Annotated in this window: 18 protein-coding genes; 11 read left to right on the top strand and 7 right to left on the bottom strand. The window is 72.1% G+C overall.

The annotated features are described in order from the left end of the window. The first annotated feature begins 44 nt into the window (after positions 1–44). The 7 genes from OHA91_RS26150 to OHA91_RS26120 all read left to right on the top strand — a co-directional run bounded on the left by OHA91_RS26150 (position 45) and on the right by OHA91_RS26120 (position 11019). Positions 45–1448 carry an SMI1/KNR4 family protein gene (locus OHA91_RS26150; protein WP_328740130.1) on the top strand — a complete coding sequence of 468 codons (1404 nt, stop codon included), beginning with the start codon at positions 45–47 and terminating at the stop codon, positions 1446–1448. 94 nt (positions 1449–1542) lie between these two features. Beyond that, positions 1543–2184 (top strand): class I SAM-dependent methyltransferase, encoded by a 642-nt coding sequence (locus OHA91_RS26145; protein ID WP_266501699.1) that lies wholly within the window; start codon positions 1543–1545, stop codon positions 2182–2184. An 83-nt stretch (positions 2185–2267) separates the two neighbouring features. Continuing rightward, positions 2268–3263: an N-acetylmuramoyl-L-alanine amidase gene (locus tag OHA91_RS26140; protein ID WP_031146100.1), complete on the top strand. Its 996-nt coding sequence runs from the start codon at positions 2268–2270 to the stop codon at positions 3261–3263. 155 nt (positions 3264–3418) lie between these two features. Then, positions 3419–4240 (top strand): membrane protein, encoded by an 822-nt coding sequence (locus tag OHA91_RS26135; RefSeq protein ID WP_031146098.1) that lies wholly within the window; start codon positions 3419–3421, stop codon positions 4238–4240. A gap of 160 nt (positions 4241–4400) precedes the next feature. Next, positions 4401–6992, top strand: coding sequence for an N-acetylmuramoyl-L-alanine amidase (locus tag OHA91_RS26130; protein ID WP_328740129.1), 2592 nt, complete (start codon positions 4401–4403; stop codon positions 6990–6992). Between the two features lie 98 nt (positions 6993–7090). After that, entirely contained in the window at positions 7091–8101 is a 1011-nt protein-coding gene (locus OHA91_RS26125) for an LLM class F420-dependent oxidoreductase (protein WP_031146094.1), read from the top strand. Positions 8102–8277: 176 nt separating this feature from the next. Continuing rightward, positions 8278–11019 carry a PKD domain-containing protein gene (locus OHA91_RS26120; protein ID WP_328740128.1) on the top strand — a complete coding sequence of 914 codons (2742 nt, stop codon included), beginning with the start codon at positions 8278–8280 and terminating at the stop codon, positions 11017–11019. Between the two features lie 115 nt (positions 11020–11134). On the opposite strand, the gene OHA91_RS26115 is transcribed toward OHA91_RS26120, so the two are convergent. Further along, positions 11135–11530 (bottom strand): hypothetical protein, encoded by a 396-nt coding sequence (locus OHA91_RS26115; protein ID WP_051892557.1) that lies wholly within the window; start codon positions 11528–11530, stop codon positions 11135–11137. A 78-nt stretch (positions 11531–11608) separates the two neighbouring features. Further along, the gene (locus tag OHA91_RS26110; protein WP_031146088.1) at positions 11609–12247 is read right to left on the bottom strand and encodes a hypothetical protein; all 639 of its coding nucleotides are present in this window, start codon (positions 12245–12247) and stop codon (positions 11609–11611) included. Between the two features lie 112 nt (positions 12248–12359). Here OHA91_RS26110 and OHA91_RS26105 point away from each other — a divergent pair, with 112 nt between their 5' ends. Further along, complete coding sequence (locus tag OHA91_RS26105; protein ID WP_078959056.1) at positions 12360–12662, top strand: hypothetical protein; 303 nt, start codon at positions 12360–12362, stop codon at positions 12660–12662. Between the two features lie 93 nt (positions 12663–12755). On the opposite strand, the gene OHA91_RS26100 is transcribed toward OHA91_RS26105, so the two are convergent. From OHA91_RS26100 to OHA91_RS26090, 3 genes are all read right to left on the bottom strand, one after another. Then, positions 12756–13838 carry a prenyltransferase/squalene oxidase repeat-containing protein gene (locus tag OHA91_RS26100; protein ID WP_031146084.1) on the bottom strand — a complete coding sequence of 361 codons (1083 nt, stop codon included), beginning with the start codon at positions 13836–13838 and terminating at the stop codon, positions 12756–12758. After that, complete coding sequence (locus tag OHA91_RS26095; RefSeq protein ID WP_030722916.1) at positions 13835–14569, bottom strand: class I SAM-dependent methyltransferase; 735 nt, start codon at positions 14567–14569, stop codon at positions 13835–13837. Before OHA91_RS26095 ends, OHA91_RS26100 begins: the two co-directional genes overlap by 4 nt. Before the next feature lie 64 nt (positions 14570–14633). Beyond that, positions 14634–15953, bottom strand: a complete 1320-nt coding sequence (locus OHA91_RS26090) for a glycosyltransferase family 4 protein (protein ID WP_031146080.1) — start codon at positions 15951–15953, stop codon at positions 14634–14636. A 217-nt stretch (positions 15954–16170) separates the two neighbouring features. Here OHA91_RS26090 and OHA91_RS26085 point away from each other — a divergent pair, with 217 nt between their 5' ends. Further along, positions 16171–16794 carry a TetR family transcriptional regulator gene (locus OHA91_RS26085; RefSeq protein ID WP_030852348.1) on the top strand — a complete coding sequence of 208 codons (624 nt, stop codon included), beginning with the start codon at positions 16171–16173 and terminating at the stop codon, positions 16792–16794. Between the two features lie 15 nt (positions 16795–16809). On the opposite strand, the gene OHA91_RS26080 is transcribed toward OHA91_RS26085, so the two are convergent. Together OHA91_RS26080 and OHA91_RS26075 are read right to left on the bottom strand one after the other, a co-directional pair. Continuing rightward, a complete protein-coding gene (locus OHA91_RS26080; protein ID WP_051892555.1) occupies positions 16810–18033 on the bottom strand; it encodes an AfsR/SARP family transcriptional regulator in 1224 nt (407 codons plus the stop codon). Between the two features lie 409 nt (positions 18034–18442). After that, entirely contained in the window at positions 18443–18856 is a 414-nt protein-coding gene (locus OHA91_RS26075) for a MarR family winged helix-turn-helix transcriptional regulator (RefSeq protein WP_158714688.1), read from the bottom strand. A 114-nt stretch (positions 18857–18970) separates the two neighbouring features. Here OHA91_RS26075 and OHA91_RS26070 point away from each other — a divergent pair, with 114 nt between their 5' ends. Together OHA91_RS26070 and OHA91_RS26065 are read left to right on the top strand one after the other, a co-directional pair. Further along, entirely contained in the window at positions 18971–20431 is a 1461-nt protein-coding gene (locus OHA91_RS26070) for an MFS transporter (RefSeq protein WP_037631399.1), read from the top strand. Positions 20432–20902: 471 nt separating this feature from the next. After that, positions 20903–21223 carry a hypothetical protein gene (locus tag OHA91_RS26065; protein ID WP_031146072.1) on the top strand — a complete coding sequence of 107 codons (321 nt, stop codon included), beginning with the start codon at positions 20903–20905 and terminating at the stop codon, positions 21221–21223. The last annotated feature ends 21 nt before the right edge of the window (positions 21224–21244 follow it).

Genomic DNA, 21244 nt, shown 5'->3' with positions numbered 1-21244 from the left:
CCCCGCACGGCGTCGGTGTCAGCGGCCCCGCATACGGTCTGCCCATGGCTGATCAGGGGTTCTCCGACGCATCGATGAACGACTTCGCGACCTGGGCACCGGTGCTGCGACTCCTACGGGCCGAAAAGGCGCGGGAGCCCGCAGGCAAGCCCGTCCGCGTCGCGGGACGCATCGGCCGACACGGCTGGAGTCTCGCACTCACCCGGCGGATGCCGCCCCCCGGCCGGGCCGCGCAAGTGGAGGACACGCGGGAGGAGAACGAGGCGGTGGAGCGGGTGCAGAGCGCGCTCGCGGACGCGGGAGTCGACGACGTCTCGTTCACCGCGGGCATAGAAGCGACCGGGAGGACGACGCTGCGCCTGCTGGGGCCCAGCCCCGCCGTGGAGCCCGGCATCGGCACCCCGCACCCGGGAGCGCTGATCCTGGTCGACGGTGCTCTCCCCGAGCCCTGGCGCCGGCTCCCCGAACCGTTCCCGGGGGCGGCTCCGGCGCCTTCGGCGGACCCGGAGCTGCTGGAGCGGACGCTGCGCGAACGCCTGCCGCACGCCATCGGCGCGACGGAGGAGGAGATCGCCGCGGCCGAAGCGCGTCTGGGCGTGGCCCTGCCCGACGAGCTCAAGGTCCTCTACCGGGTGACACGGGCCCGGTGGGAGGACTTGGGTGGCGACCACGAAGCGGTGATGGACGCGTGCACGGCGGTCGGCTTCGAGCTGTTCGATCTCGACGGCCTGTACGTCGCGGACGCGGCGTCGCGGTACTGCCGCTGGGAGTTCGCGGCGATGGAGGCGGTCACCACCTCACCCGACGCCATGGTGCAGGGCCTCGTCGGCTCACCCGGCTGGATCGCCTTCGGCGACAACGGCGGCGGAGACCGGCTGGCCGTCGACCTGACACCCGGCCCCCGCGGGCACAAGGGCCAGATCATCATGCTGTCCCACGAGGAAAACGTCGGCGCCGAGCTGGTCGCCGACTCCCTCACCGACCTCGTGCTGGGCCGGCTCGGCTCGGAGCCCGGCGGGTCCGGGCAGCGGCGGCCGCCTGCCGTCGCCCGGGTCAACATCGCGAGCCTGAAGAGCGTCGAATCCGCCGCGCATCCCGGCCTGGAGGTCCTGTCCATCGGTGTGTGGGACGACGCACCTCTCAGCCTCGCCCCCGTCGTCGGCCTGCCCCGCCTGCGCACCCTGACCGCGTACCCCGGCACCCTGGCCGACCCGTTGGAGATCGCGAAGCTCACCGGACTGGAGTACCTCGAACTCGGTCCGCAGGAGTGGCGCGTGCTCCTGGATGCCGGAGCCGTACCGCGCAGCCTTTCGGCCGCGGCCATCAGGGCGCACAGCGATCACGACCCGTTGCCGATCGTGGCCGTCGCGAACGAGATCCTGGGCCTCTGGGGCCGGCCCCGGATCGTCCAGACGGTCCTCGAAGGCGACCTCGGGCCGCTGCCGTAACCGGCGGGCCGGTCGGAGGCGACCCCACCCATGGACCGCTACCCGGCGGTAGGGCAGCATGGGCCGCCACACGCAGCTCAGCAGGAGGAACAGCATGGCCACGCCCAAGCCGGAGACCCTCGCCGCCTTCGAGGCCGCCAAGGGGTTCATGCCCGTACGGGAGGGCCTCGCCCTGTACGAGGCCGCCGCCGCGGCCGGGGCGCTCGGGCTGCCGCTGCTGGAGGTCGGCACGTACTGCGGGCGTTCGACGATCCTGCTGGCCGACGCGGCCCGTGAGGCCGGGGTGTCCGCGATCACCGTGGACCACCACCGGGGCAGCGAGGAGCAGCAGCCGGGCTGGGAGTACCACGACCCGACGGTCGTGGACCCGGAGGTCGGGCTGATGGACACCCTCCCCACCTTCCGCCGGACCCTCCACAAGGCCGGGCTGGAGGAGCACGTGATCGCGATCGTCGGCCGGTCCCCGCAGGTCGCGGCGGCCTGGGGCGGCAAGCTGGGCTTCGTCTTCATCGACGGCGGCCACACCGACGAGCACGCGATCGGCGACTACGAGGGCTGGGCCCCGCACGTGGCCGAGGGCGGCACGCTCGTCATCCACGACGTCTTCCCGGACCCGGCCGACGGCGGCCAGGCCCCGTACCGGATCTACCTGCGGGCCCTCGCCTCGGGCGCCTTCGAGGAGATCTCCGTCACCGACTCCCTGCGCGTACTGCGCCGCACCGGCCCGGGCATCTGACCCCACCCTTCATATAAGCGCACCACGCCCCCGGATGGCCCAGTACCGGCCGGGCCGGCGGGCAGCGGTCTAGCATCGCGGACGTGCGCTACGACGACAGCCCCCCGCCCCCCGAGTCCGGCTCCTCGGCCGATCCGGACCGGCACTGGTTCACCCGACGCTCCACGCTCGTGGTCGGGATCGCCGCACTCGCCCCGGCCTGCCTGGCGGGCTGGGTCCTGACCCAGACCCTGTCCGGGGCCGGGCCGGACGCGAGCCGGTCCGGCCCGGCGGCGCAGCCCGCCTCGCACTCGTCCGTGGCTCCGGGCCAGCGGGACGCGAAGCCGGGCTCCACCCCGAGCACGAGCCCGACCACGAGCCCGACGACGACCGCGGCGGCCCCCGTACCGGCCCCCGCCAAGGGCCCGCTGACCGGAAAGACCGTGGTCGTGGACCCCGGGCACAACACCGGCAACTTCAAGCACACCGACGAGATCGACCAGCAGGTCGACATCGGCACCAACCGCAAGGAGTGCGACACCACCGGCACGACCACCAACTCCGGCTACATGGAGGCGGAGTTCACGATGGACGTGTCCAAGCGCCTGCGGACCGCGCTGGAGGCCCAGGGCGCGAAGGTGGTCCTCACCCACGAGACGGGCGCCCGCGCCTGGGGGCCGTGCATCACGGAGCGCGCCCGCATCGGCAACGAGGCGAACGCGGACGCGGTGGTGTCCGTCCACGCCGACGGCGTCTCGGCCGGCAACCGCGGCTTCCACATCATCCTCCCGGCCAAGGTCAAGAGCGGGGCCGCGGACACCGCGAAGATCGTGGGACCCTCGCGTGAGCTGGGCGAACGGATCGCCGGGAACTTCGCCCGCACCACCGGCTCGGCCCCCGCCAACTACCTGGGCGGCGGTACCGGCTTGGTGGTCCGCGACGATCTGGGCGGACTGAACCTGTCAACTCGACCCAAGGTGTTCATCGAATGCGGCAACATGCGTGACGCCAAGGACGCGGCGCAGCTGACGAGTCCGGAGTGGCGGCAGAAGGCGGCCCAGGGCATCGCGGACGGCATCGTCGGCTTCCTGGGCGGGTAGTCCCTCTCGGGCCTCCCGCCGGGAGGCCCGCCGCCCCGATCCTCTCGGTTGCGGGATACATCCGTACCATGGTGCCGCCCGCCCTGCTGCAGGCACGATCTGCGCTGCGACCGCGGCACCACGAGACGACCGAGACCGAGAAGGACACCTAAGACGTGAACATCCGCTCCCTCACTCGAGGCGACGGCGTGGTGATCGGAGCAGCGGTGCTGCTGTTCATCGCCTCGTTCTTCGATTTCTACTCCACCACGGGTGGCGACCTGCCGAGCGCGTGGGACACCGACGCCTACCGCCTCGTGCTGCCCAGCGTCTTCCTGCTCGGGTTCATCGCCACCGGTCTGCTGATCGCGGGCCGCTTCCAGCCGGAGAGCCGCAAGGTGCTCGGCATCCCGCTGTCGGCGTGGGGTACGGTCCTCGCCGTCTCGGCCGCCTGGTCCGCGCTGTGGGCGCTGATCACCTGCCCGAGCACGCTCGACCTGGGCGCGGGCGCCGTCATCGCCTTCCTCGCCACGCTGGCCCTGGCCGGCGTTGCCCTCTTCGGTGCGAAGGTCCCGGCGCTCGCCGGTGCGCTGGTGCCGGAGGCGCGTCCCGCCGCCCCGCAGCCGTACGGCGGCCAGCCGCAGCCGGGTGCCGGGTACGGCTACCCGGCCGGGCAGCAGCCCTACGGTTCCACCCCGCAGCCGGTCCCGCCGTACGGTGGCACGCCGACCCCGGCGCCCGGCCCGCACGACTCGGGTGCCGGCCACCAGGCGGCCCCGACGCCCGCTCCGGCGGCGGACTTCAGCCCGTTCTGGTTCGCGGTGCCGGTGGCCCGTCCCCTGTTCGCGGAGGACGGCTCGTCCGCGCAGATCGCCGAACTCGCGCCGGGCACCTGGTACCTGGCGGTCGAGCAGCGCGGCGCGGCCGCCCTGGTCGCGCAGACCCAGGACGGCCGTCGCGGCATCCTGAGCGACACCTCGGGCATCCAGCGCGGCTGATCCGCGTACGCATGCGTAGGTCCCCCACGTCGCCCCACCGGTTCTCCGGTGGGGCGACGCGCGTGTGCGCCCGTGTCGGTACGGATCAGTAGCATCGACCCAACCAGTACTCATATTCGATGAGTTGCAAACGGGTGGGGAACACGTGATAGCAAGTCGCATGCGCGGTAGGGCTCTCGCCGCCGCGCTCGGCGTCGTGACGGCGCTGTGCCTGCCGGGGGTGGCCGTGGCCGCCGGACCCGGTCCGGACCGGGCGGGCAGCAGCGCTTCCGCCGGGACGAGCGGCCCGGTCGAGGGCACGGTCCGCAGGCTCGCGCTGGAGCCGAGGAGCGCCACGGAGGCGGCAGTCTCCGCGCAGAACACCGACCGCTTCGGGCTCATGGGCGTGTCCTGGAAGGACGCCTCCGCCGAGGTGCAGGGGAAGATCGAGGCCCGCAGCCGCAACGCCGTGACCGGGGCGTGGACGCCGTGGGTCGAGCTGGAGCCGCTCAAGGCCGGTCTGGACGGCGTCCGCCCGGGTGCGCGCGGCGCCACGGAGCCCGTGTGGGTCGGCTCCGCCGACGGCGCCGAGGTGCGGGTGAGCGGCGGCTCTGCCGCGCTGCCGGCGGGCCTGGAGCTGGACCTGGTGGACCCGGGCAAGGCCGGGCGCGGCGGTGCGGCGAAGTCCGCGCCGGCCTCGGGCGCCCGCGCGGCGGCCGCTGCGGTGGCCCCCGGGCCGGAGTCGACGGCGCCGCGACCGGACGTCGTCCCGCGCGCCCAGTGGGGCGCCGACGAGTCGCTGAACAACGAGGGGCCGCTCTACCTCGCGGGCGGGAAGATCAAGGCTCTGTTCGTGCACCACACGGCGGCCGCCGCCCCGTACGAGTGCGCGGATTCCGCGGCCATCGTCCGCGGTCTGCACGTCTACCACGTGAAGACGAACGGCTGGCGCGACCTCGGCTACAACTTCCTCGTCGACAAGTGCGGCACCCTCTTCGAGGGCCGTCAGGGCGGCGTGGACCAGCCGGTGATGGGCGCCCACACCTACGGCTTCAACTCGGAGTCGACGAGCGTCGCGGTCCTCGGCGACCACACGACCGCCGGGGCCTCGCCCGCCGCGCTCGAAGGCATCTCGAAGATGGCCGCGTACAAGCTGGGCCAGTACGACGCCGACATGGACGGCACGACGACGCTGACCGCGGGCGCCACGCAGAAGAACTACGCGGGCACCAGCTTCACCGCCGGGCAGCCCTACCAGTTCAAGACCGTCTCCGGTCACCGCGACGGTTTCAACACCGAGTGCCCGGGCCACCAGCTGTACCCGCAGCTGGACACGATCCGGAAGTCGGGCCCCGCGGCCCGGCTGAAGATCGGCGCCGTGAACGAGAAGGCCGTCGTGCCGGGCGGCACGGCGAAGACCCCGGGGCCGCTGGTGGTCGACTTCTCCACCAGCACGGCCGCGCCGCTGGTGAGCTCGTTCGAGCTGCTGGTGGACGGTACGTCGGTCGCGACGGTCGGCGGTGACGCCACGCGCGCCGCCACCATGCTGAGCCTGGGCGGCCACCGGGTCCAGGTCCGGGCGACCGCCAAGAACGGCAAGGTGTCCACGAGCCTCCCGGTCACCGTCGAGGCGGACGTCTCGGACGTCAAGTACGTCCCGGTCCTGCCCAAGCGCCTGATGGACACGCGCGAGGGCGTGGGCGTGCCGAAGGCGAAGGTCGGACCGGGCGAAGTGGCGATCCTGAAGGTCGCGGGCGTCCAGGGCATCCCCGCGTACGGCGTGACGTCGGTGGCGCTGAACGTGACGGCGACCAACCCGACGGAGGCCGGTCACGTGTCGGTCTACCCCAACGGCGTGGCCCGCCCCAGCACCTCGAACCTCAACTTCACCGCCGGGCAGACCATCCCGAACCTGGTCGTCGTACCCGTCCAGGACGGCATCGTCCAGTTCTACAACAGCGCCGGCACCGTCGACCTGATCGCCGACATCAACGGCTACTTCCTCGCGAGCGGCGAGGGCAGCACCCACATGAACCTCGGTCCGAAGCGGATCCTGGACACCCGGGACGGCACGGGCGGCGCCCCCGTCGCCCCGGTCGGCCAGGGTCAGGTCCTGGACCTCCAGGTCTCGGGCCTCACGGGCGTCGAGGGCGTGCCGGTCGAAGGCGTCACCGCGGTGGTCCTCAACGTGACGGCGACCAACCCGAGCACGGCCGGCCACGTGTCGGTCTACCCGCACGGCACGACCCGCACGAGCGCCTCGAACCTCAACTTCACCACCGGACAGACCATCCCCAACCTGGTCATCGTCCCCGTCGTGGACGGCAAGATCAGCTTCTACAACAACGCCGGCACCGTCGACCTCATCGCCGACATCACCGGCTACTTCACCACGTCGGGCCAGGGCGCCAAGCACTCCGGTGCGGGCCCGAAGCGCCTGATGGACACCCGCTCCGGGCTCGGCGTCGCCAAGGCCCCGGTCGGTGCGGGCGGTGTCGTCACCCTGACCGTCGCGGGCGTCGAAGGCGTGCCGGCCGAGGGCGTCACCGCGGTGATCCTGAACGTGACGGCGACCAACCCGAGCACGGCCGGCCACGTGTCGGTCTACCCGCACGGCACGACCCGCACGAGCGCCTCGAACCTCAACTTCACCACCGGACAGACCATCCCCAACCTGGTCATCGTCCCCGTCGTGGACGGCAAGATCAGCTTCTACAACAACGCCGGCACCGTCGACCTCATCGCCGACATCACCGGCTACTTCAGCAAGTAGCCGGGCCCGGCGCGACGGCCCCCCGCCCTTCCGGGCGGGGGGCCGTTGCCCTACAGTCGCCTGACGCATCGTCAGTTCCGGCTGGAGGGACCCGCCCCATGCGCCTCGGACTCGCACTCGGCTACTGGGGCCGCGGCCCCAACCCCGCCCACCTCGACCTCGCCACCGAGGCCGAGAGGCTCGGCTACGACTCCGTGTGGACCGCCGAAGCCTGGGGCTCCGACGCCTTCACCCCCCTGACCTGGATCGCCGCGCACACCTCGCGGATCCGCCTGGGCACCGCCATCGCGCAGATGGCCGCCCGCACCCCGACCGCCACCGCCATGCACGCCCTCACCCTGGACCACCTCTCCGGCGGCCGGATGATGCTGGGCCTGGGCCTGTCCGGCCCACAGGTGGTCGAGGGCTGGTACGGGCGCCCGTTCCCCGCGAGCCCTCTGACCGCGACCCGCGAGTACGTCGACGTCATCCGCCAGGTCCTGCGCCGCGAGGGCCCCGTCGCGCTGGACGGCCGCTTCCACAGCCACCCGTACCGCGGCGAGGACGGAACCGGGATCGGCAAGCCCCTCAAGCCCATCACCCACCCGCTGCGCGCCGGCCTCCCGCTCCTGCTGGGTGCCGAAGGCCCGAAGAACATCGCTCAGACCACCCGGATCGCGGACGGCTGGCTGCCCCTGTACTGGTCGCCGACCCGCACCGACGCCTACCAGGCCTCGCTGGCCGACCTCCCCGAAGGCTTCATGATCGCGCCGATGGCGCGGGCGCACGTCTGCGACGACGTCGCCGAAGGACTGCTCCCGGTCAAGGCCATGCTCGGCTTCTACATCGGCGGCATGGGACACGAGGCCCGCAACTTCCACGCCGCCCTGATGGCCCGGATGGGCTACGAGGAAGAGGCCCGCCGCATCCAGGAGCTCTTCCTCACGGGCCGCAAGGAGGAGGCGGTACTCGCCGTCCCGGACGCCTTCGCCGACGAGATCTCGCTGGTGGGACCGCGCGAGCGGATCGCGGAGCGACTGGAGCTGTGGCGCAAGGGCCCGGTGACGGACCTCCTGGTGACGGCTCCGGACCCGCACACCCTGCGCGTGCTGGCGGAGCTCAACAGCTGAGGGACTCCAGTCGGACAATAGGAAGTGACAGCGGCTGGCCGCAAGTGGATGATGATCGTTGCCGCTGGGGGGGATCTCGCGAGCGCCCGACTGCCGCCGGGGGGAACCGGCCGCGCACCGGTCGTGATGCGCCGCGCCCACCGCGGCACACGCCGCCCCCTCGTCGAAGGAACGCCTTGCTGCGCCCCACTCGTACGACCGTCCTGCTGACCGCAGGGCTCGTCTCCCTCCTCGGCCTGCCGGCCACCGCGGCCGCCGCCGAACCCGCGACCCACCTCTACGTGGACAACACCTTCACCCGGTGCTCGGACGGCGGCCCCGGTTCGGACGCCCAGCCCTTCTGCACCATCTCGGCCGCGACCAGGACCGTGCAGCCGGGACAGACCGTGCACATCACCCCGGGCAGGGCGTACAACGAGAACGTCGTGGTCGACCGGGGCGGGCTGCCCGGCAAGCCGATCACGCTGGTCTCCGAGCTGGAGGACGCTTCCAAGTTCAAGCTGGCGCCGGGCAGGACCCTGACCGTGAGCGGCGCCTCCCACGTGAACATCAGCGCACTTGACGCCCCGTCCGGCGTCCGGGTCACCGGTTCCACCGACATCGGACTGCGCGGGCTCACCGTCACCAACAACCCCGACTCCGTCACGATCGACGGCGGGAGCTCGGACGTCCGCCTCCAGCACAGCAGGCTGAAGACGTCCGTCCGGGTCGAGTTCGCCCGCGACGTCGTCCTCAGCCGCAACGAGATCCAGGGCTACGTCCACCCCGCCGTCGTCGCGTGGGACGCGACCGGCCTCGTCGTCACCAACAACACGATCCGCCGTGACTGCGAGGCGGGCATCAAGCTCTCCGGCGGCTCCAACGGCGCGGCCCTGTTCAACAACGTCGTCCACACCGACTTCGAAGCCGGCTGCGGAGACCCCGGCGCACGCTACGGCATCGAGGTGGCGCAGACCGCCACCGCCGGCACCCGCGCCGACTACAACCTGATCAGCGGCCCCTTCACCGCCGACCGGATCGCCTACAAGTGGGCGGACGCCCCCTACGCGGACCAGGCGACCTTCCACGCCGGGACCGGCCAGGGCGCGCACGACATCCTCACCCCGACGTCGAAGGGCGTCGGCGCGGAGGACGGCTCCCCCACGGTCGACTCCGCCGACGCCACCGCACCGGGCGTGCTGCTCACCGACCACTACGGGCGGGAGACCAGCGACGACCCCCGCGTCCCGAACACCGGCAAGGACGGCGGACACCTCGACCGCGGTGCCTTCGAACTGACCGACGGCCTCGTCGGCGTCCGAGCGGAGCTCGAACCGGCCTGGGCGCCGACCGGCACCACGGTGAAGGTGAAAGCGACCGCCGACAGCCGCTGGCTCACCGGGCTCACCTACGCGTACGACTTCGGCGACGGCACCGCCCCGCTCTCCACCTCGGCCGCCACCGCCGAGCACGTCTACGACAAGCCGTGCGCGTGCACGGTCAAGGTGACGGTGTCCAACAAGGACCGGAAGCAGTTCGCCACCCAGGTCGCGGCCAAGGTGACCGCGAACACCCCGCTGACCGCGGCCTTCACCGCCCAGCCCGTCCTGCCGCAGGCGAACACCCCCAACGCGCTCGTGCCCCCGCTGTCCGTCGAGGCCGACGCGCAGACCTCCACCCTGCCGTGGCCCGTCGAGCGTGTGGACGTCGACTTCGGTGACGGCGCCCAGGAGAGCCGCAGCTCCCTGGAGCCCGTCCGGCACACCTACAAGCAGCCCGGCACGTACAAGGTGACGACGACCCTCAAGGACGTCAAGGGCGCCACCTCCACCACCGAACGGAACGTGGAGGTTGCCTACACCCCGGCCGGCTACGTCGCCGTCCACCCGGCCCGGGTACTGGACACCCGCACCGCCAACGCCCCCGTCCAGGGCGGCACCGCCACCCCGATCGCCGTGCCGGTCCACTACTACAGCTCCGGACCGCACCACACGGCCGGCGCGTCCGCGGCCGTCCTGAACGTCACGGTCACCGGGGCCAGCGAGGACACCCACCTCGGCGTCTGGCCCTCGGGCCAGGCCCGCCCGGCCACCTCCAACGTCAACGTCAAGGCGGGCGGCACCTCCTCCAACACCGTCACCGTGCCCATCGGCGCGGACGGCAAGATCTCCGCGCAGCTCAACTCCGGCAAGGCCGCGCTCATCGTGGACTTCGTCGGCTACTACCAGCCGAACGCTGGGCAGCGCTTCGCCCCGATCGCCCCGACCCGCGTCGTCGACACCCGCACCGCGGGCGGCGCCCTGGGCGGCGGACAGACCCGCACGGTGAAGGTCGCCGGCGTCAACGGCATCCCGGCCGACGCCACCGCCGTCGCCCTCAACCTGACCGGCACCGGCGCGACGGAGAACAGCCACGTCATCGCCTACCCGTACCAGGACAAGCGGCCCGCCACCTCGAACCTCAACCTCGAACCCGGCAAGGACAAGTCCAACCAGGCCATCGTCCCCGTCGGACCGAACGGCACCATCACCCTCTACACCAACAGCGGCTCCACCCACCTGGTGCTGGACGCGGTCGGCTACTACGGCACGAGCGGCACCACGCTGTTCACCCCCGTCGTCCCGCAGCGCCTCGCGGACACCCGCACCACCGGCAAGCTCGCCCCCGGCGCCGCCACCACCGTCACCGGGATCCCCGCGAGCGCGCTCGGCGCGGCCCTGAACGTGACCGCCACCGACACCACCGGCCCCGGCTTCCTCACCGTCTACGGACACGGGGGCGTGCGGCCCGACGCCAGCAGCCTGCAGACCCGTCCCGGCGAGACCGTCCCCAACCACGTCACCACCCCGGTGGCGGACGGCCGCGTCACCGTCTGGAACAGCTACGGCGGCGCCAACCACGTGATCACCGACCTGTTCGGCTACTTCACCCAGGGCTGACCGCCCGCACGGCACCAGGGAGCCCCGGCCACCGCACACACGGCGGTGACCGGGGCTCCGTCGGCTCACGGCAGCTCACGGCGACTCACGGCGGCTCACGGCGGCTCACGGCGGCTCACGGCGAGGGCGTGTCCGCCTGCGGCAGGGCCTCCAGCAGCTCGCGCACGTCCAGCGGCATCACGGCGATCTCGATGCTCCCGCCGCCGTCGTAGGCGCAGGTCACGATCCGCGAGCCGGGATTGATGGAGATCCCCTCCTTCACCGACGGCACCCGCAACCCGGTCGCCCGCCCCCCGGGCAGCTCCACGGACTCCCCGCGCTCGGGAACCCAGCGGGCCGCGCCCCCGTCGGCGTACACCCGTCCCGGCCGCCAGCGGCCCGCTCCGGCCGGCCGCCGCGCCATCCCGGGAATCCCCGGCACGGGCGCGGCGGCCGCCCGTGCCCGGTGCTTGCGCCGCACCAGCCACCCGACCCCGACGACCCCGCCGGCAAGCAACACGTACTCGATCACCCGCCCATTCAAACAGCCCCGCGGCCGAGGGGGCGGCGACGCCCGCCCCGGCCCGGGGCCGCACGACGGTCGGGGGGGCTAGCCGCCGAGCTGGGAGGCGCTCGGGACCTTGTTGGTCACCTCGGCGCCCGCGCTCTTGCCCGCCTCCTTCACGCTGTTGATGACGTCGTCGAAGGACGAGATGTCGGCGTCACCCGCCTGGCCCTTGCGCAGCTTGCTGCCGAGGCCCTTCAGCGACTCGATGCCCGCCGTCAGCGGGGCCATCGCCTTCGACAGCAGCGGGTCGCCCTTGGCGTTGTCGGCCGCCGCCTTCAGCCGGTTGTACGCGAAGGCGCCCGCCAGGCCCGCCTTGATGAGCGCGAAGGTCCGGCCCTTCGCCCCCTTCTTGAACTTGCCCTCGCGGTACGGCTTGACGATCCACTGGTACGTGGCGCCCGCCGCGAGCGACGCGTTGGCGACGAACCGCGTCTTGGCGAACTTCTGCTTCTCGGCGGACGTGCTCGGCGAAGGCGTCACGGCCGCCCGCTCGTCGGCCTCCGCCGCCGCCGGCTCCGCGGCGGCGAGCGCGGCCAGCTCACCCATCGAGGCGGCGGACAGCTCCTCCCGCTGCGCACCGCCGCCACCGCTGCCGCAGGCGGTGGCACCGGCGAGCAGCGCGGTCGACAGGACCACTGCCGTGAGGGCGCGACGGAATCGGACGGTCGTGGGTACGGACACGGTTTCCTCCGGGGACTCAGGCGTCACCCGCAGCCTCACCCCGGCCCCGCGGGCCCGCCACCCGGCGGACCCGTTCGGGTTTGCGACGCGCCTGGGCGGCAACACGCGCAGCATGACCTCACACACGCGAGTACGCACCCGAGGAAGCAGTCAGGCAGGCCGGGCCGTCGCTCTGGTGGCGGACGTGCTTGCCTTCGTGATCGTCCTGTGGATCCTGCTCTGGTTCCTGGACGCCAACCAGGGCAACGAACTGGTCAACTTCATCCATGACGCCGCGAGCTGGCTGGCCGGCTGGTCCTACGACCTGTTCACCTTCAGCCGCGAATGGGTCCAGGTCGTCATCGGCTACGGCCTGGCCGCCGTCGTCTACGTCCTGGTCGGCCACGCCGTCGCCGGATGGCTCTACCGCCGCTGACGCCGCGCGCCCCCACGCCCCGCCCCGCGGGCACGCGAAGGGGCCCTCCCCGCCATCGGGCGGGAAGGGCCCCTTCCGTACGTCAGGTCCGGCTCAGCCGCAGCAGTCCGGCTCCAGCCCGGCCGGGAGCGAACCCCCGCCGAACACCTCGGTGGTGGCCTCGTCCCCGCCCAGCGCCGCGACGGCCAGCAGCAGCGACCCGGCGGTCCACGTCGTCTGCTCCACCGGCCACACCGCCTCGTCCTGGAAGACGTACCCCGTCCAGTACATGCCGTTGTCCGCGCGCAGGTGACCGATCGACCGCAGGATCTCCAGCGCCCGGTCCGACTCCCCCGTCGCCCACAGGGCGATCGCCAGCTCGCAGGACTCGCCGCCCGTCACCCACGGGTTCGGCAGGACGCACCGCACCCCCAGGTCCGGGACCACGAACTCGTCCCAGCGCCCCTCGATCCGCGCCTTCGCCTCCTCGCCCGTCAGGGCGCCCCCGAGGACCGGGTAGTACCAGTCCATCGAGTAGTGGTCCTTGTCCAGGAACCGCTCGGGGTGACGGCGTATCGCATGCCGCAGCGCGCCCGCCGCGAGCTCCCAGTCCGGCTGCGGTTCCTCGCGGTGCTCGGCGATCGCCAGCGCGCAGCGCAGCGCCTGGTGGATGGAGGAGGACCCGGTCAGCAGCGCGTCGGTGACCGGCGTGCCGTCCGCCTCCCGCTTCCAGCCGATCTCGCCACCCGGCTGTTGCAGCGACAGCACGCACTCCACGGCAGAGTGGACGGACGGCCACATGCGGTCGAGGAAGGTGTCGTCGCCGGTCGACAGGTAGTGGTGCCAGACGCCGACGGCTATGTAGGCGGTGAAGTTGCTCTCGCGGCTCGCGTCCTGCGGCTCGGCGGTGTCCACACCGTCGGGCCGGTCGGCGTAGGCCGCGTACCAGGAACCGTCCTGGTTCTGGTGCCGGGCCAGCCACGCGTACGCCCGGTCGGCCGCCTCGTGCTCCCCGGCCGCGTCCAGCGCCATCGCCGCCTCGGTGTGGTCCCACGGGTCGAGGTGGTGACCGCGGAACCACGGGATGGCGCCGTCGGCGCGCTGCACCGCGAGGATGCCCGCGACCGTCTCGGCGGCCTGCTCCGCGGTCAGTACGCCATCCAGGACGAGGTGTTCGGTACGCCCGGGCGAGCTCACTGGGTCGCGCCGACGGGAAGGTGGGGCTTGGTCGCGTACGCGACGAAGCTCTTGCCGATGAGCGGGTTGAGGGCCTGCTCCGCGAGCCGCGTCGCGAGCGGCTTCTTCATGATGTCCCAGACCAGGAGCTTGTGGTACGCCTTGACCGGCAGCGCCTTGTCGTTGTCCACGCCGAAGGCGCACTTGAGCCACCAGTACGGCGAGTGCAGCCCGTGCGCGTGGTGCGTGCCGTACGGCTTGAGGCCCGCGGCCCGCATCTTGCCGAGCAGCTCGTCCGCCTTGTAGATGCGGATGTGGCCGCCCTCGACCTCGTGGTAGGCGTCGGACAGCGCCCAGCAGATCTTCTCCGGGCCGTAGCGCGGGACGGTTATGGCGATGCGCCCGCCCGGCTTGAGCACGCGGACCATCTCCGCGAGCACGCCCTTGTCGTCGTGGATGTGCTCCATCACCTCGGAGATGATGACGACGTCGAAGGAGTCGTCGGGGAAGGGCAGGGCCAGGGCGTCGCCCTCCATCGCGGTGGCGGTGGCACCGGCCGGGGCCTCACCGGCCTCCTTCATCGCGGCGAACCACTTGGCGACCTCGCGGATCTCCTCGCCGTTGCGGTCGACGGCGACCACCTGGGCGCCTCTCCGGTAGCACTCGAAGGCGTGGCGGCCTGCGCCGCAGCCGAGGTCGAGTACGCGATCGCCTGCGGCGAGCGGGAACCGGGAGAAATCGACGGTCAGCACGGGGTCCTGCCTTCGCGGTCGCGGGGGTGTACGGGGGTGGGGACGGTGTGGATGAGGCGGAAGGTCACCGCGCGCGGCGGCTGCGGGCGGCCCGGGACTGCTCGATGGCGGCACGGTAGTGCGCGGCGGTTCCCTCGGCGGCGGCGGCCCAGGTGAAACGGGTCAGGACCCGTTCGCGTCCGGCCGCGCCGAGGCGGGCCCGCAGCTGTGGATCGCCCAGCATCCGGCCCAGCGCGGCGGCCAGCGCGCCGGCGTCGCCGGGCGGCACGGCGAGGCAGGTCTCGCCGTCGGGTCCGGCGACCTCGGGGATCGCACCGCCGGTGGTGGCCACGAGCGGGGTGCCGGTGGCCATGGCCTCGGCCGCCGGGAGCGAGAAGCCCTCGTACAGCGACGGCACGCACGCCACCTGCGCGCTGCGCACCAGGTCGACGAGCTCGGCGTCGGTGATGCCCTTGACGAAGCGGACGGCGTCCTGGAGGCCGTACGTCTCGATGGCGCGGGCCACGGGGCCCTGCTCGGCGCGCTTGCCGACCACGACGAGGTGGGCGTCGGGCTGCTCGGTGCGCAGCTTCGCGAGCGCCTCGACGAGGAAGACCAGGCCCTTGAGCGGCACGTCGGCGCTGGAGGTGGTCACGATGCGGCCGGGCACCTCCGCCACCGACGCGTCGGGCGACCACAGGTCGGTGTCGGCGCCGATGTGCACGACGTGGATGCGCTCGTCCCGGACGCCGAGGTGGTCGGCGATCTCCTGCCGGGAGGACCCGGAGACGGTGAGCACGGACGGCAGCTTGCGGGCCACGCGGCCCTGCATGCGGGTGAAGGCGTACCAGCGGCGCACGGAGGCCCGCTTCACGCGGCCCTGCGCGGCGTCGAGGTCGAGCTTGCGGTCGACGGTGATGGGGTGGTGGATCGTCGTCACCAGCGGCGCGCCGAGGTCGCCGAGCAGACCGTAGCCGAGGGTCTGGTTGTCGTGGATGACGTCGAACTCGCCCGCCCGATCCCGCAGATGGCGGCGGGCGCGCAGCGAGAACGTCAGCGGCTCGGGAAAGCCGCCGGTCCACATCGTCGCGACCTCGAGGGCGTCGATCCAGTCCCGGTACTCGTCGCGCCCCGGCGTACGGAAGGGGTCGGGGCTGCGGTACAGGTCGAGGCTCGGCAGCTCGGTGAGCGTGGCACCCGTGTCGAGCACCGGGTAGGGCTGCGCGCCGATGACCTCGACGGAGTGCCCGAGGCGGACCAGCTCGCGCGAGAGGTGACGTACGTAGACGCCCTGACCGCCGCAGAACGGGTTCCCCTTATAGGTGAGGAGGGCGATGCGCAGCGGACGCTCACCGTCGTCGGCGGGACCCGCGAAAGGGCTCGTCGCCACGGCCTCAGCGGTCACTCTCGGCCCCCTTCTCACTGCACTTTCGCCGGAGCGTAACCGCTCGGATAATGTAGAACAAGTTTCAGACTTGATCCGTCCAAGAGCATTGAATCTACCGGCCGGAAACCACACCGTAAGAGATGGAGCAGGTGATTCGCGCCACGACCGCGGCGCCTGAGATGCTGGCTGCGGATCAGCCCGGAAACAGCCCGCGCAACGACACGGAACGGGACACATGAGTGCGGAAGTGAAGGCCGTCACCACACCGGCGTCGCCTCCCCTGACGGAGCGCCAGGAGGCACGCCGCCGCCGGATCCTGCACGCGAGTGCCCAGCTGGCCAGCCGGGGCGGCTTCGACGCCGTCCAGATGCGCGAGGTCGCCGAGGCCGCCGGCGTGGCCCTGGGGACGCTCTACCGCTACTTCCCGTCCAAGGTGCACCTGCTGGTCGCCACCATGCAGGACCAGCTCCAGCACATGCACACCACGCTGCGCAAGCGCCCGCCCGCCGGGGACGAGCCGGCGGCACGCGTCGCGGAGACCCTGATGCGCGCCTTCCGCGCCCTCCAGCGGGAGCCGCAGCTGGCCGACGCGATGGTGCGGGCGCTGACCTTCGCGGACCGCAGCGTGAGCCCCGAGGTCGACACCGTGTCCCGCCTGACCACGGCGATCATCCTGGACGCGATGGGCCTGGAGCACCCGCCGACGGCGGAACAGCTGTCGGCCGTCCGGGTCATCGAGCACACCTGGCACTCCGCGCTGATCACCTGGCTGTCGGGCCGCGCCTCGATCGCCCAGGTAAAGATCGACATCGAAACGGTCTGCCGCCTGATCGACCTGACGTCGCCGGAAAAGTCCTGAACCAGACGGTTGGCGTCAGACCATGATGGTGGTCGACCAGGGGACGGCCGCGTTCCAACCGGGCCAGAGGCTCTCGGGTTCGGCTCGGGCGGTCAGCACCACGAGCAGGGGTGTGCGGCCCGCCGTACGGATCACCTCGCCGACGCATTCCGGCACGCCGCCGCCCACGTCGTGCAGGTTCTCGGCGACCACCACCAGCGGGCGGTACGGGGTGGCGCGGCGCAGGGCGGCGCGCAGGTCGTCGCCGAGCGCGGCGCCGTCCGGACCGGTGCGCACGTGCCAGACGGTGACCTGGCCGTCCTGGCGCAGCGTGCTCGCCAGTTCGGAGAGGAGCCAGCCCTGGCCTCCCCCCGGATCGCCGGCGAGGGTGACCACGTGCGGGCGCCGCTGGCGCTGCACCAGTGCCAGCAGGGCGAACAGCAGGTCCAGTTCGGGGTCGGACTGGGAGCTGAAGTCGAGGTCCGGGCCGCCGGACGGGAGCAGTGCGGGGTCCTGGTTGATGATCGCCTGGTGCAGGTCGCGCACCTCGCGACCGGGCTGGACGCCGAAGTCCTTGCTCAGCTGCTGGTGGAGCCGCTCGTACGCCCGCAGGGCTTCGGCCTGGTGGCCGGCCCGGTAGAGGGCGAGCATGAGGAGGTGGCAGGAGCGCTCCCGGGAGGGCTCGGCGGCCGCCCCGGCCTCCAGGCCGCCGATCACCTCGTGGTGGCGTCCGTTGCGCAGTTCCGCGTCGCAGTAGTCCTCGAACGCCGCGGTGCGGGCGCTGTCCACCACGGCCAGCTGCGGCCACTCGACGCCGGATTCGGCGAGTTCCTGCGCAGCCCGGCCCCGCCACAGCCCCAGCGCGGCACGCAGCAGGCGGGCGGCGCTCTCCGGCTGCCCGGCAGCCAGCGCGTCGCGGCCCTGGTCCGCGAGGACCCGGAAGCGTTCGAGGTCGAGGACTCCCGGCGCCATCCGCAGCATGTAACCGGGAGCCTGGCTGACCAGTGAGGCGGCGTGGGCCGGTACGGCCCCGCGGGCGAGTACGCCGCGCAGCGCCGAGATGGTGTTCTGCAGCACCTTGCGCGCGGTGGCCGGGGCGTCCCCGTTCGGCCAGAGGACCTGCATGAGGTCGCCGGTGGCGACCACCTGGTTGGCGTGGAGCAGCAGGAAGGCGAGGATGGCGCGCTGGTTCATCCCCCGCAGCGGGAGCGGTCCGGCCCCGGTGGCGATCTCCAGCGGTCCGAGGAGCCGGAAGGACACCCCCGGGTCCGCGGCGGCCGCAGGCCGGGTACCGGGCCCGCCGGACGGATTCGATCGGACACCTGTCATTGCCGCGCCCCGGGAGCCGGACTGCGCCGCCACGGGGCCGCGGGCCGCCGGAACGCGGCCGAGTGTTCGCGACATCGTCTGATTGAGCATGTCTCCCCCGAATTCAGCTGCCGTCGGCGAAGGCATCATCGGCCGTTTACGGCTGAACGCCTCCGCCTTGCGTGGGGGAGTTCTGAAACGGGCCCGGCATGGCCACATGTCGGGCCCGTTCCCGTCGGCGCGATCGCATGGCCTCCCCCCGGTAAGCCTTCTCCGCCGCCGTGAACGAATGTCCAGGACGGCTCGGAACTGCGATTGACCTGGGACGTTAGCAGACAGGTCAAAGGCGCCGACGATTACCCTACTCGCGAGTAACGGTTAGCCCCATAACGTCCCTCACCTCTGCGCTATTTTCAGCCACCTCTCGCAGCACCGTTTCCATGGTGACGACGGACTGCGAGAAGAGCTCGCGGCCGGACGGCGTGAGCCGGACGTCGAACCCCCTCCGGTCACTCGTGCACGGCTTGCGCTCGGCATATCCCGCGCCGACCATCTGGGCCAGCAGGCGCGAGACCTGCGGCTGGCTGCGGGAGGCGCGGGAGCTGAGCTCCCCCGCCCGGATCCAGCCATCCGCGTGCGCCATCACGTCCATGATCTCGAAGGCGCTGGCACACAGGCCGTGGCGCTCGGACAGGACGCGCTCGGCGGCCTGGTTGATCTGCGCACAGGCGCGGGTCACGGCCACCCAGCGGTCGGTGAGAGCTGTTTCAGTCACGGTGCTCATCGTAGGTTCACTACCTCCTCTTGTCGATGCATACGCATGCATGTACTGTGCGGCATCAAGATCGATGCATTCACATAAATCGTTAGCACAAACGAAGGAGACGTGGTGACCGAGCAGACGCTGGCACCCCAGGCAGCCGAGCAAGACGCGCCAGGAACACCCGCACCGGCCCCCGGCAAGGCCCCCTGGACCACTCTGGTGGTGGTCGGCGTCGCCCAGCTGATGGTCATGCTGGACTCGACGGTCGTGAACGTGGCCCTTCCCTCGATCGGCGCCCAGCTGCCCGCGGATCAGACCGCCCTGCAGTGGACGATCAGCGGGTACGTCCTGATGCTCGGCAGCCTGCTGCTCTTCGGCGGCCGCGTCTCCGACGTCTTCGGACGCCGTCGCACCTTCCTCACCGGCCTCGCCGTCTTCGCCGTGGCCTCCGTGCTCTGCGGCATCGCGGGCAACCAGGAACTGCTCGTCGCGGGCCGCGCGGTACAGGGCGCCGGCGCCGCACTGCTCTCCGCGGCCGCCCTGTCGATCATCCTGGAGGTCTACCAGGACGAGGAGCAGCGCAAGATCGCGCTGACCGCCTGGAGCGGCCTCGGCGTGATCGGCGCGACCATCGGCGTGGTGCTCGGCGGCCTGATCGTCACGGCGATCAGCTGGCGCTGGGCCTTCCTGATCAACATCCCGGTCAGCATCGCCGCCGGCTTCGGCGCCCTGCGCAGCATGCCCGCCCTCAACACGAGCAGCGGCCGCAAGCTGCGGCTGCCGTCGGCGATCGTGTCCACCGCCGGACTCGCCGCCCTGTCCTTCGGCCTCATCCGGCTGCACGAGGGGTTCGGCGACCCGACGGCCTGGATCAGCATCGGCGCCGCCGCCGTCCTGCTCGCCGCGGTCACGTTCATGGAGATCGGCCAGGCCGACCCGCTGCTCCCGCTCCACCTGCTGCGCAAGCCCACCTACTGGCTGTCCAGCGTCGGCCTGCTCCTGGTGGCCAGCGTGATGATCAGCAGCTCCTTCCTGGCCAGCATGTACTTCCAGCGGGTCCACGAGATGAGCGCCTTCGCCACCGGACTCTCCCTGCTCCCCATGGGCCTGGCCGCCCTCGTCGTCGCACTGGTCGCGCCGTCGCTGGCGAACGCCCTGGGCCTGGGCGGGATGTACGCGGCCGGAGCCGCCCTCCAGCTGGTCGGCACGGGCATCCTGGCGACCGGTACCGACAGCGTCGCGCTCACCATCGTCGCGCTGGCCGTGATCGGCGCCGGGCTGCCCGCCTGCTTCGTTCCGCTCTTCGGCATCGGCACCTCGCACGTCAAGGTGGAGGAGTCGGGCGTCGGCTCCGGCCTGCTCAACACCTTCAACGAGACCGGCGCCGCCCTCGGCATCGCCGTCATCGGCACCATCCTCGCGACCTCGGTCGACAGCCGGCTCGACGGCGGCGGCTCGGTCGCGGACGCGACCACCGAGGGCGTCGCCAACGGATTCCTGGCCCTGGCCGTCTGCTCCGGCGTCGCCATCGTGATCGCGCTCGCGCTGCGGTCGCTGACCCGCGCCCCGGCGGGCGCCGAGGCCTGACCGCCCCCGCGGGAACCGGCGTACGCACCCCGGTTCCCGCCGCGTACAACCACACACTCCCCTGAACGTGGGCTTGCAGACACCTCCGACTGCAAGCCCACTTCGCGTTTCCGGAAACCTTGCCGCACGACGCCCCGCGGGTGGCCGCGCATTCCGTTCCACCAGCCGTTTCAAGCCTCCGATGGACGGCCGATTACCGCCCGCTGGACCGCCCGTTCCATTCGCATGGAGCGGCAATTGAATTCTTGGACAAGGCATCAGGCATATCTGTAGCTTGATGATCACCGCACGGCCGGCGCCGCGAACGAAGAAGTCCGAGCCGAATCCGCCCGGCTCCATTCGGAAACGCTTTCATCCCCTATGGATCGGGTTTCCGACGGTAACCCAGCGGATTCGCCGCACACTGCGCCCGCCGGCCCGCCGTCCGGCACTCACACATCATTTCGACCCCGAACGCGAAGGAAATTCCGCATGGCCCTCTCGTCCGAAGAAATCCCGAACGCGCTGGCCGCCGCCGCGCAGGCCGCCCCCGCCTGGGAGGCCGCGGGTGCCACCGTCCGCTTCGTGGTCACCGAGCCCGCGGCCGAATTCACGCTGGACCCCCGGGGTGCCCTCACCGACGCGGAGCCCACCCACGTGTTCCGCATCGCCTCCGCGGACCTCGACGCCCTGACCGCGGGACGCCGCACCTTCCTGCGGACCGTCACCAGCCGCCGCGTCGCCGCCCATGGCCCGGTCATGCAGACGTTCGCCGTCGGGCAGGCCCTGACGACCTTCGCCATCCAGCACTGACCCCACCGGACAAGGAACCAC

The sequence above is a fragment of the Streptomyces erythrochromogenes genome, from assembly GCF_036170895.1.
Taxonomy (GTDB): Bacteria; Actinomycetota; Actinomycetes; order Streptomycetales; family Streptomycetaceae; genus Streptomyces; species Streptomyces erythrochromogenes.
This window is presented reverse-complemented; position numbering and strand designations above follow the sequence as displayed.